Annotated in this window: 1 pseudogene; it reads right to left on the reverse strand. The window is 35.6% G+C overall.

Features of this window, described 5'->3' with window-relative positions:
* Positions 1-166 (reverse strand): annotated as a pseudogene (locus tag M3206_RS18935) (IS5/IS1182 family transposase); the annotation flags it as partial.
* Between the last annotated feature and the right edge of the window lie 81 nt (positions 167-247).

The raw sequence follows: 247 nt of genomic DNA on the forward strand, positions 1-247 counted from the left end.
TTGGTCTACCATTATCCAAAGAATATGTATGTTTTACCGCATCATAAATAAAGTCAAAATCCATGACTTGATCGATTTTTCGCACTAGATGGTCTTCTGGTACAAGCTCGTCAAGAGCTGCTAGAGTTACTTGGTGACGTCCTTCAGTAGTATGCTTAGATAACATGTATATTTCTCCCCTCAAACATTATCTACTTTAATTGTACAATAAAAAAAGCTTGTAGACATGACTTTGTCTACAAGCTGA

This window comes from Fictibacillus phosphorivorans (assembly GCF_023715845.1).
Lineage (GTDB): Bacteria > Bacillota > Bacilli > Bacillales > Fictibacillaceae > Fictibacillus > Fictibacillus phosphorivorans_D.